We start from the raw sequence: 10,309 nt of genomic DNA on the forward strand, positions 1-10,309 counted from the left end.
TCGCCGGCGCCGGCACCCGCCGCTGAAGCACCGGCGCCCGCGCCGGCCGAAGCCGCCGCGCCGGGGCCCACCCCAGCGCCGGCCCCGGCGCCCGTGGTGGCAGCTCCACGCCCGCCCGCCGTGCCCGCTCCCGCCGCGGACGAGCCCGGCTTCCTCAGCAGCCTCACCGACAACCCCTTGCTGCTGCCCCTGGCGGGCGGCCTGCTGGCCCTGTTGGCCGGGCTGGGCCTGTGGCGCATGCGCCAACGCAAGGCCAACGCCAACGTCGACAGCTCCTTCCTCGAAAGCCGTCTGCAGCCCGACTCCTTCTTCGGCTCCAGCGGCGGCCAGCGCATCGACACCGCCGAAGCCATGGCCTCGGGATCGTCGATGGTCTATTCGCCCAGCCAGCTCGACGCCGCGGGCGACGTGGACCCGGTGGCCGAAGCCGACGTGTACCTCGCCTATGGCCGCGACCTGCAGGCCGAGGAAATCCTCAAGGAAGCCATGCGCAGCACGCCCACGCGCGTGGCCATCCACACCAAGCTGCTCGAGATCTACGCCAAGCGCCGCGACGCCCGCGCCTTCGAGGTGGTGGCCAGCGAGGCCTTCGGCCTCACACAGGGTGAAGGCCCCGAGTGGGAACGCGCCTGCGAGCTGGGGCGTGAACTCGATCCCACCAACCCGCTGTACCACCCCGGCGGCAAACCTGTGCCCAAGGCCGGTGTCGCTGCGGCCACGGCTGCCGGCGGCCTGCATGCCTTCGCCCCCAGCACCGTCAACCTCGACTCGCAGGCGTCCACGGGCGCGGGCCCGCTGGACCTGGACCTGGACATCCCCATCGACGACGCGCCGGTGTCTCGCCCCGCCCCGGCGGAACGGCCCGACGTGGCCGCCATGTCGGACCTGGACGACCTCGACGCCACCGAAGCCCTGACCGCGCCTTCGGCGTCGCCGGCCAGTGCCCCGGCCTCCATGTCGATGGACTTCGACCTCGATCTGCCCTCGCCCGCCAACGAGGCCGAGCGCTCGGCGACGACGCCGGCCGACATCGAAGTGCCCAGCCTCGGTCAGGCCGCCCCCGACAGCATCAGCGCCCCCAACTTCGACCTCGACCTGAAGACCACTTCTACCAGGGCCGGCCTGGCCCCCGAGCCCGCCGGCAGCCTGATGGACTTCAACCTCGACGGTCTCAACCTGGACCTCGACAGCGGCCACAAGGAACCCGTGACGATGGCGCCGGCAGGCGACCTCACCGAGGAGAATCCGCTGGAAACCAAGCTCTCGCTGGCCGAGGAGTTCCGCGCCATCGGCGACTTCGAAGGCGCGCGTTCGCTGGCCGAAGAAGTGCTGGCCGAAGCGTCCGGTCCGCTCAAGGCCAAGGCCAGCACCTTCCTGGCCGATCTGACCACCTGATCCGATCGCCCGACGCCGTCGCTTGACAGCATCCCCCGACGAGTCCCCCACCACGCCCAGCCCGATGCACCGCATCGCGCTGGGCGTGAGCTTTAACGGCCGGGCGTACGACGGCTGGCAAAGCCAGCCCAGCGGCAATACCGTGCAAGACAAGCTGGAAGATGCGCTCGCGCGCTTCAGCGCCCTGACCAGCGTCAACACCTTGTGCGCCGGCCGCACCGACGCAGGCGTGCACGGGCTCATGCAGGTGGTGCACTTCGACACGCCGCTGGAGCGGACCGAATACGCCTGGGTACGCGGCACCAACAGCTTCCTGCCGACCGACATCGCCGTGCAGTGGGCGCGCGAGGTGCCTGCGGCTTTCCACGCCCGCGCCAGCGCCGTCGCCCGCCGCTACGCCTACGTGCTGCTCGAATCCCCCGTGCGACCGAGCGTGGAGCAGGGCCAGGTTGGCTGGGTGTTCCGCCCGTTGGACGCGGACGCCATGCGCCGGGCCGCCGATCACCTCCTCGGCGAGCACGACTTCACCTCCTTCCGCGCCTCGCAATGCCAAGCGCACACGCCGGTGAAAACGCTGCGGCGCGTCGAGATCGCGCGTCGCGGCGCTTACTGGCGCTTCGAGTTCGAGGCCAACGCCTTCCTGCACCACATGATCCGCAACATCATGGGCTGCCTCGTCGCCATCGGGAGCGGTCAACAACCGCCCGGGTGGATGGCAGAAGTTCTGGCCGCGCGCAGCCGCGACGCCGCCGCGCCCACCTTTTCCCCCGACGGCCTGTACTTTCTCGGCCCGGTCTACGATGCGGCCTGGGGCCTGCCCGAGCGCACCCCCGCTTTCGACTGGCTGCCGTGACACCCACCCACCGCACACGCATCAAGTTCTGCGGCCTCACCCGCGAGGCCGACGTGGACGCCGCCGTGCAGGCCGGCGCCGACGCGGTGGGCTTCGTGCTCTACGAACCCAGCCCGCGCTTCGTGCCCCCCGAGCGCGCCGGCGCATTGGCGCTCCGACTGCCCGCCTTCGTCACGCCGGCGCTGCTCTTCGTCAACGCCAGCCCCGAGTGGATCGCGCGCGGCCTGCGCGCCGTGCCCCACGCCCTGCTGCAGTTGCACGGAGACGAATCCCCCAGCGATGCGCAGGCCACAGGACGGCCCTACCTGCGCGCCGCCCGCATCCCGGCCGGCGAGGCCGGGAAATCCTTCGATCTCCTACAATTCGCCGATGCGTTCGCCTCTGCCCAAGCCATCCTGCTCGACGCGCATGTCGAGGGGTTCGGCGGCGGTGGCCAATCCTTCGACTGGACGGCCTTCACGTGGTCACACCCTCGACTAAACGCCAGCTCTCGCCTCGTTTTGTCTGGTGGACTCACGCCTGCAAACGTGACCGATGGCATCAGGCTCGTCCGGCCCTGGGCCGTTGACGTGAGCTCCGGCATCGAGGTGTCCAAAGGCATCAAGAGCGCCGACAAGATGCAGGCCTTCGTGGCCGCCGTGCGCGCCGCCGATCACCTGACCGATCCGGCGCCAGCACCCTCCCCGCAGCGATCCTGACCCTTCCTGGGGTCGCGCGGGCCATCCACCGCACAGGATTTCGCATGCAGACCCCTTACCAGCAACCCGACGCCCGAGGCCACTTCGGCATCTACGGCGGCAGCTTCGTGAGCGAGACGCTCACCCACGCCATCAACGAATTGAAGGCGGCCTACGAGAAGTACCAGCACGACCCGGACTTCCTCGCCGAATTCCGCCACGAGCTCGCGCACTTCGTGGGCCGGCCCAGCCCGGTCTACCACGCCGCGCGCATGAGCCGCGAGATGGGCGGCGCACAGATCTACCTCAAGCGCGAGGACCTCAACCACACCGGCGCGCACAAGGTGAACAACACCATCGGCCAGGCCCTGCTGGCGCGCCGCATGGGCAAGCCGCGCATCATCGCCGAGACCGGCGCGGGCCAGCACGGCGTGGCCACGGCCACCGTCTGCGCGCGCTACGGCCTGGAATGCGTGGTCTATATGGGCAGCGAAGACGTCAAGCGCCAGAGCCCCAACGTATTCCGCATGAAGCTGCTGGGTGCCACCGTGGTGCCCGTGGAAAGCGGCAGCAAGACCCTGAAGGACGCGCTCAACGAGGCCATGCGCGACTGGGTCGCCAACGTGGACAACACCTTCTACATCATCGGCACCGTGGCTGGCCCCCATCCCTACCCGATGATGGTGCGCGACTTTCAGAGCGTGATCGGCGAGGAATGCCTTAAGCAGATGCCCGAGATGCTGCGCGAGGCGAACTGCGCCGGCGAGCAGCCCGATGCGGTGATAGCCTGCGTCGGTGGTGGCAGCAACGCCATGGGTATCTTCCACCCCTACATCGCGCACCAGAACACCCGACTGATCGGCGTGGAGGCCGCCGGGGAAGGCCTCGACAGCGACAAGCACGCTGCCTCGCTGCAGCGCGGCAGCCCCGGCGTGCTGCACGGCAACCGCACCTACGTGCTGCAGGACGACGACGGCCAGGTCACCGAGACCCACAGCGTGAGCGCCGGGCTGGACTACCCCGGCGTCGGCCCCGAGCACGCTTTCCTCAAGGACATCGGCCGCGCCGAGTACGTGGGCATCACCGACAGCGAGGCGCTGGAGGCCTTCCACTACCTTTGCCGCACCGAGGGCATCATCCCCGCGCTGGAGTCCAGCCACGCCGTGGCGCACGCCATGAAGCTCGCCAGGACGATGAAACCCACCCAGTCCATTCTGGTCAACCTCTCGGGCCGCGGCGACAAGGACATAGGCACCGTCGCCGACCTGTCGGGCGTCGATTTCTACGACCGCCCCTCCATGCGCGGACACACCGTCAAGGGGGGCCAAGCCAAATGAGCCGCATCGACAAGACCCTCGCCGAACTCAAGGCCCAGGGCCGCAAGGCGCTGATCCCCTATGTCACCGCCGGCTTCCCCTTCGCCGACATCACGCCCGAGCTCATGCAGGGCATGGCCGAAGCAGGTGCCGACATCATCGAGCTCGGCGTGCCCTTCTCCGACCCCTCGGCCGATGGACCCGTGATCCAGAAGGCCGGCGACCGCGCGCTGGCGGCCGGCATCGGCCTCGTGCAGGTGCTGGCCATGGTGAGGCGATTCCGCGAACGCAACACCGGCACGCCCGTGGTGCTGATGGGCTACGCCAACCCGGTGGAGCGCTACGACCAGAAGCACGGCGCTGGCGCCTTCGTGAACGACGCGGCCGAGGCCGGCGTGGACGGCGTGCTGGTGGTGGACTACCCGCCCGAGGAATGCGAGGACTTCGCCCGCGCCCTGCGCGCACGCGACATGGACCTCATCTTCCTGCTGGCGCCCACGTCCACCGACGAGCGCATGGCCCAGGTCGCGCGCGTGGCCAGCGGCTACGTGTACTACGTTTCACTGAAAGGCGTCACCGGCGCGGGCACGCTGGACGTGTCCCAGGTGGAGGCCATGCTGCCGCGCATCCGGGCACACGTCAGCATCCCCGTCGGCGTGGGTTTCGGCATACGGGACGCGGAGACCGCCCGGGCCATCGGCCGCACCGCCGACGCGGTGGTGATCGGCAGCAAGCTCATCCAGCTCATCGAGGACGAACCGCACGAAAAGGTGGTGCCCGTGGCCGTCCAGTTCATGCGCACCATCCGAAAAGCGCTGGACGCATAATCCCGCCTCGCGCCCCTCACTCCCCCGGAGAACCGCATGTCCTGGCTCGAAAAGCTGCTGCCCCCCAAGATCACCCAGACCGACCCCACCGAGCGCCGCAGCGTGCCCGAGGGCCTGTGGGTGAAGTGCCCGAGCTGCGAGGCCGTGCTCTACAAGAACGACCTCGAGAAGAACCAGAACGTCTGCCCGCACTGCTCGCACCACCACCGCATCGGTGCGCGCGCGCGGCTCAACGGCTTCCTTGACGCCGAAGGCCGCTACGAGATCGGGCAGGAGGTGCTGCCGGTGGACGCGCTCAAGTTCAAGGACAGCCGCAAGTACCCCGAGCGCCTCAAGGAAGCCCTGGAAACCACCAGCGAGACCGACGCCCTCATCGTCATGGGCGGCGCGGTCAAGGGCATGAGCCTGGTCGCGGCCTGCTTCGAGTTCGACTTCATGGGCGGCTCCATGGGCTCGGTCGTTGGCGAGCGCTTCGTGCGCGGCGTCGAGGAAGCCATTGCGCAGAAGGTGCCCTTCGTGTGCTTCACCGCCACCGGCGGCGCGCGCATGCAGGAAGGCCTGCTCTCGCTCATGCAGATGGCCAAGACCAACGCCTCGCTCACGCGCCTGGCCAAGAAGGGCCTGCCCTACATCAGCGTGCTGACCGACCCCACCATGGGCGGCGTGAGCGCGGGCTTCGCCTTCGTGGGCGACGTGGTGATCGCCGAGCCCAAGGCGCTCATCGGCTTCGCCGGCCCGCGCGTGATCGAGAACACCATGCGCGAGAAGCTGCCCGAAGGCTTCCAGCGCGCCGAGTTCCTGCAGACCAAGGGCGCGGTCGACTTCATCTGCGACCGCCGCGAACTGCGCGCCACCGTGGCCAACCTGCTGGCCATGATGCAGCGACAGAGCGCCGACGCGGTGGTCGAGGATTGAGCGACGGCCCGGCGGCCACTGAGGCGCTCAAGCTCGCCCAGTTGCCCCTCTTCCCGCTGCAGACCGTCCTGTTCCCGGGCGGCTGGCTGCCGCTTCGCATCTTCGAGGTGCGCTACCTCGACATGATCGGTCGCTGCCACAAGGCCGGCGCGCCCTTCGGCGTGGTGAGCCTGAGCGAAGGCAGCGAGGTGCGCCGCCTTGACCCCAACGCCCCGCCCGGCGGCGACGGTTTCGCCAAAGAGGTCTTCCACCCGGTTGGCGTGCTCGCTCGCATCGAGTCACTGGAGAAACCGCAACCCGGGCTGTTCATGATCCGCTGCCAGGGCTTGCAGCGCTTCAACGTCACCCGCCGCACGCGCCTGCCACACGGCCTGTGGGTGGCCGACGTGGACCTGATGCCCGCCGACGTTCAAGCGCCCGTGCCAGACGAGCTGGCTTCCGTGGCCATCGGCCTGAAGCGTGTGCTGGAGAACCTGCGCGAGCGCCAACCCGGCGCCGAGGAACAGTTGCCGATCCAGCCGCCCTACCACTGGGACGACGCGGGCTGGGTGGCCAACCGCTGGTGCGAGCTGGTGCCCGCCCCGGTTGCGCTCAAGCAGCGGCTGATGGCGCTGGACAACCCGCTGTTGCGCCTCGAACTCGTGGCCGATCTGCTCGAGAAGCTCGGGCTCGACCGCTGAAAGGTACGCCCGTTCAGGGCAGCAGCGACAGCGCGTGCATGTAGCGCGCATCCACCATCAGATCGTCCCAGGCCATGGCCTTGCCCTGCGGCAGCAGCGCGCGGCGGCGCTCCTCGCTGGCGGGCGACGGCACCCAATCGCCCTGCATCGCGGCGCGCGACAGTTCATCGATGGCCTCGTCGATCGGCGCACCACCCTCCACCACGCTCTGGTTGCACAGCAGCACCATATCGCAACCCGCCTGCAGTGCGGCGGTGGCGGCCTCGGCGAAGCGCACCGCCCGGCCCTCGATCTGACGCGCCGCGGCCATGCCGAGGTCGTCGCTGAACACCGCACCGGTGAAGCCCAGTCGCGCGCGCAGCACATCCTGCAACCAGCGCGCCGAGAAGCCGGCCGGGCGCGCGTCCACCCTGGGGTAGACCACGTGCGCGGGCATCACCGCACTGAGCGAGGCGCTGAGCCAGCCGTAGGGCAAGGCGTCGTCGGCCAGGATGGCCTTGAGCGAACGGGTGTCGCGCGGGATCTCGTGGTGCGTGTCACCGCGCACGTAGCCGTGCCCGGGGAAGTGTTTGCCGCAGTTGCCCATGCCGCTTTGCCGCAGGCCGTGCATCAGCGCCTGCGCAAGCATCGCCACCACGCGCGGGTCACGCGCGAAGGCGCGGTCGCCGATGACGGCGCTGTCGCCGTGGTCGAGATCGAGCACCGGGGTGAAGCTCAGGTCCACACCGCAGGCGCGCAGCTCCGCCCCGAGCACGAAGCCGGCCGCCGTGGCGGCGTCGATCGCGCGCATCGCCCCGTCACCGTCGGCGCCGCCGGCCATCCAGCGCTCGCCGAAGGCGGCCATGGGCGGCAAGGCGGTAAAGCCATCGGTTCGGAAACGCTGCACGCGGCCACCTTCCTGGTCGACGGCGACCAGCAGGTCCTCGCGCACCGCCTTGATTTCCGCGCAGAGCCGCGTGAGCTGCGCGCGGTCGCGCCAGTTGCGACCGAACAGAATGGCGCCGCCGACCAGGGGGTGGTCCAGGCGCTGGCGGTCGGTATCACTCAGCGTCAGGCCGGCGACGTCGATGATCAGGGGGGCGTGGTGGTTCATGGCGATAGGGAATCGGTGCGTTCGACGACCACGAAACTGGCCGCGTAATCAGTCTCGTCGGTCACGGTGACGTGCGCGCGCAGGCCCTGGGATTCGAACCAGGTCTTGAGTTCGCCGTGCAACACGATGACGGGTTGGCCACTGGGCAGATTGGCGATCTCGCAACGGCGCCAGCTCATGGGCATGCGCATGCCCAGGCCGATGGCCTTGGAGAAAGCCTCCTTGGCCGAGAAGCGCGTGGCCAGGTAGCGCAAGCCGCGCTGCGGCCAGCGCGCGCTGCGGCGCTGCCAGACGGCGAACTCGGCCTCGCTGAGCACCTTGCTCGCGAAGCGCTCGCCCTGGCGTTCCATCGTGGCCGCGATACGGCGCACGTCGCAGATGTCGGTGCCGATGCCGTAGATCATGCGAAGGCGTCGGCGATGCAGCGGTTGTAGGACATGACGGTGGCTTCGTAGCCGAGCTCGAGGGCGTCGGCGATCAGCGCGTGGCCGATGGACACCTCGCTGACGCCCGGCACGGCGCGCAGGAACGGCGTGAGGTTGTCGCGGTTGAGGTCGTGGCCGGCGTTGACCCCCAGGCCAGCGTCCAGCGCGGCTTGCGAGGCCCGCGCGAAGCGCTGCAGTTGTCCGGTCTGTCCTGGCGTGCCAAAGGCCGCCGCATAGGGCTCGGTGTAGAACTCCACCCGATCGGCACCGACCGCCCTGGCCGCTGCCATCTGATCGGCCTCGGCGTCCATGAACAGGCTCACGCGCACGCCCAGCGCCTGGCACTCGGCGATCAGGGGGCGCAGGCGCTCGGCGTCGTCGGGGAAGCGCCAGCCGTGGTCGCTGGTGAATTGCCCCTCGGCGTCTGGCACGAAGGTGGCCTGGTGAGGGCGCACGGCGCGCACGAAGTCCATGAGGTTGTGGAAGGGGTTGCCCTCGATGTTGTATTCGCGCCCGGGCCATGCCTTGAGCACGGCGGCCAGGTCGTGCACGTCGTGCGCGCGGATGTGGCGCTCGTCGGGACGCGGATGCACGGTGATGCCGGCGGCACCAGCCTGCAGGCACAGGGTGGCCGCGCGCGTAACGGACGGAATGCCCAGGTGGCGGGTGTTGCGCACCAGCGCGACCTTGTTGAGATTGACGGACAGCGCGGTTCGGGGGTGCACCATGCTCGGGCTCGGTCAGGAATCGGTTGAAGCGGCGTCGGCGGCATGCCCGCGGCGACGGCTCAGGGCCTGCACGTCGAGCATGAGCTGGCGCGTGCGAAACACGCGCACGCCGCCATGGTAGTGCAGCAGGTTGCGCAGGGGGATGCGCAGGGTCGGTGCGATGTCGGCGCAGACGCGCAGCACGGGCACGAATGGCGCGGGGTCGTCCAGGGCATGCTGCAGGTCGCGCCACCGGGCGGCGGGCAGCGCGTGGTGGTCGTCGTCGTGCGCCACCCGCAGGCCGGACTCGGCCTGCAGCACATAAGGCTCGCCCTCGATCAGCGGCGCCAGCGTCGCGCCCTCGCGCAGCAGGTCGGGCAGCAGGCCGATCTCGCGCAGCATCAGCAACTCGAAGGCGCGCAGCACCACGGTGCGGGCCTCGGGCTGCTCGGCCAGGGTGTGCACGGCGGTGGCGAACCAGTCGAACAGGCGCGGGTACGGGTCATCGCGCGCCAGCAGCTTCACCAGCAGCTCATTGAGGTAACTGCCCGCGATGAGCGCCTCGCCGGTGGGCATGACGTGCCCGCCCACCCAGTGCGCGGCCTTGAGCGTGCGCACCTCGGCGTCGCCGCTCCAGCTCAATTGAAGGGGCTGCAGCGGCAGCAGCACGGGGCGGAACTGCGAGGTGGGGCGCTTCACACCCTTGGCCACCAGGGCGATGCGGCCGTGGTAGCGGGTGAACACCTCCAGCACGAGGCTGGTCTCGCTCCAGTCGTAGCGGTGCAGAACGTAGGCGGATTCGTCGGCGACGCGAGCCTTCATCGGAGAAAGTCGGCCTGCCGCCGGGCCGCCCCAAGGCAGGCCAGCCCCCTCGGGGGGCAGCGACCCGCGCAGCGGCGGAGCGTGGGGGCCTCATTCATAACCGAAGGAGCGCACGCGAGCGTCGTCGTCGGCCCAGCCGGAGCGGACCTTGACCCAGAGCTCCAGGAACACCTTGCCGCCCCAGAGCTTTTCGAGCTCCATGCGCGCCTCGGTGCCGATGCGCTTGAGCTTCTCGCCCTTGTCGCCGATCACCATGCCCTTGTGCCCCTCGCGCTCCACCACGATGGTGGCGGCGATGCGGCGCAACTGACCCTCCTCCTCGAAGCGGTCGATGATCACCGTGGAGGTGTAAGGCAACTCGTCGCCGGTGAGGCGAAACAGCTTCTCGCGCACCATCTCGGCGGCCATGAAGCGCTCGCTGCGGTCGGTCAGCTCCTCCGCATCGTGGATCCAGGCTTGCCGGGGAAGGTACTTCTCGCAGATGCCGAACAGACGCTGGATGTCCTTGGGCGCCTTGGCCGACATGGGCACGAACTCGGCGAAGGCGTGCCGCTCCTGCATGGAACGCAACCAGGGCGCGAGTTCGCCGCGGCGGTGCA

Annotated in this window: 12 protein-coding genes; 7 read left to right on the top strand and 5 right to left on the bottom strand. The window is 69.6% G+C overall.

Translation table 11 applies throughout. The features are described from left to right. The 7 genes from GTO19_RS04565 to GTO19_RS04595 all read left to right on the top strand — a co-directional run. On the top strand, positions 1-1,395 hold a 1,395-nt coding region (locus GTO19_RS04565; protein ID WP_291022239.1), incomplete at its 5' end, for a FimV/HubP family polar landmark protein. 64 nt (positions 1,396-1,459) lie between these two features. After that, positions 1,460-2,248 (top strand): tRNA pseudouridine(38-40) synthase TruA, encoded by a 789-nt coding sequence (gene truA, locus GTO19_RS04570; protein ID WP_291022642.1) that lies wholly within the window; start codon positions 1,460-1,462, stop codon positions 2,246-2,248. Continuing rightward, a complete protein-coding gene (locus GTO19_RS04575) occupies positions 2,245-2,946 on the top strand; it encodes a phosphoribosylanthranilate isomerase (RefSeq protein WP_291022242.1) in 702 nt (233 codons plus the stop codon). Before truA ends, GTO19_RS04575 begins: the two co-directional genes overlap by 4 nt. Positions 2,947-2,990: 44 nt before the next feature. Next, a complete protein-coding gene (gene trpB, locus GTO19_RS04580) occupies positions 2,991-4,262 on the top strand; it encodes a tryptophan synthase subunit beta (protein WP_291022244.1) in 1,272 nt (423 codons plus the stop codon). Next, positions 4,259-5,068 carry a tryptophan synthase subunit alpha gene (gene trpA / locus GTO19_RS04585; RefSeq protein ID WP_291022246.1) on the top strand — a complete coding sequence of 270 codons (810 nt, stop codon included), beginning with the start codon at positions 4,259-4,261 and terminating at the stop codon, positions 5,066-5,068. The genes trpB and trpA overlap by 4 nt, the downstream gene beginning before the upstream one ends. A 36-nt stretch (positions 5,069-5,104) precedes the next feature. Beyond that, positions 5,105-5,983 carry an acetyl-CoA carboxylase, carboxyltransferase subunit beta gene (accD, locus tag GTO19_RS04590; protein WP_291022247.1) on the top strand — a complete coding sequence of 293 codons (879 nt, stop codon included), beginning with the start codon at positions 5,105-5,107 and terminating at the stop codon, positions 5,981-5,983. Then, the gene (locus tag GTO19_RS04595) at positions 5,980-6,663 is read left to right on the top strand and encodes an LON peptidase substrate-binding domain-containing protein (protein WP_291022249.1); all 684 of its coding nucleotides are present in this window, start codon (positions 5,980-5,982) and stop codon (positions 6,661-6,663) included. The genes accD and GTO19_RS04595 overlap by 4 nt, the downstream gene beginning before the upstream one ends. 13 nt (positions 6,664-6,676) lie before the next feature. On the opposite strand, the gene nagZ is transcribed toward GTO19_RS04595, so the two are convergent. From nagZ to era, 5 genes are all read right to left on the bottom strand, one after another. After that, a complete protein-coding gene (gene nagZ, locus GTO19_RS04600) occupies positions 6,677-7,756 on the bottom strand; it encodes a beta-N-acetylhexosaminidase (protein WP_291022251.1) in 1,080 nt (359 codons plus the stop codon). Then, positions 7,753-8,160 carry a holo-ACP synthase gene (gene acpS / locus GTO19_RS04605; RefSeq protein ID WP_291022253.1) on the bottom strand — a complete coding sequence of 136 codons (408 nt, stop codon included), beginning with the start codon at positions 8,158-8,160 and terminating at the stop codon, positions 7,753-7,755. Before acpS ends, nagZ begins: the two co-directional genes overlap by 4 nt. After that, entirely contained in the window at positions 8,157-8,909 is a 753-nt protein-coding gene (locus GTO19_RS04610; RefSeq protein WP_291022255.1) for a pyridoxine 5'-phosphate synthase, read from the bottom strand. Before GTO19_RS04610 ends, acpS begins: the two co-directional genes overlap by 4 nt. Before the next feature lie 12 nt (positions 8,910-8,921). After that, the gene (recO, locus tag GTO19_RS04615) at positions 8,922-9,710 is read right to left on the bottom strand and encodes a DNA repair protein RecO (protein ID WP_291022257.1); all 789 of its coding nucleotides are present in this window, start codon (positions 9,708-9,710) and stop codon (positions 8,922-8,924) included. A 90-nt stretch (positions 9,711-9,800) separates the two neighbouring features. Next, positions 9,801-10,309: GTPase Era (gene era, locus GTO19_RS04620; RefSeq protein WP_291022259.1), on the bottom strand; the 509-nt coding region annotated here is incomplete at its 5' end.

It is taken from the genome of Hydrogenophaga sp., from assembly GCF_011772445.1.
GTDB lineage: Bacteria > Pseudomonadota > Gammaproteobacteria > Burkholderiales > Burkholderiaceae_C > Hydrogenophaga.

Excerpts from the sequence above, each read along its gene's own strand:
- truA (WP_291022642.1), top strand. The coding sequence starts at position 1,460 with ATGCACCGCATCGCGCTGGGCGTGAGCTTTAACGGCCGGGCGTACGAC.
- trpB (WP_291022244.1), top strand. The coding sequence starts at position 2,991 with ATGCAGACCCCTTACCAGCAACCCGACGCCCGAGGCCACTTCGGCATC.
- trpA (WP_291022246.1), top strand. The coding sequence starts at position 4,259 with ATGAGCCGCATCGACAAGACCCTCGCCGAACTCAAGGCCCAGGGCCGC.
- accD (WP_291022247.1), top strand. The coding sequence starts at position 5,105 with ATGTCCTGGCTCGAAAAGCTGCTGCCCCCCAAGATCACCCAGACCGAC.
- nagZ (WP_291022251.1), bottom strand. The coding sequence starts at position 7,756 with ATGAACCACCACGCCCCCCTGATCATCGACGTCGCCGGCCTGACGCTG.
- acpS (WP_291022253.1), bottom strand. The coding sequence starts at position 8,160 with ATGATCTACGGCATCGGCACCGACATCTGCGACGTGCGCCGTATCGCG.
- GTO19_RS04610 (WP_291022255.1), bottom strand. The coding sequence starts at position 8,909 with ATGGTGCACCCCCGAACCGCGCTGTCCGTCAATCTCAACAAGGTCGCG.
- recO (WP_291022257.1), bottom strand. The coding sequence starts at position 9,710 with ATGAAGGCTCGCGTCGCCGACGAATCCGCCTACGTTCTGCACCGCTAC.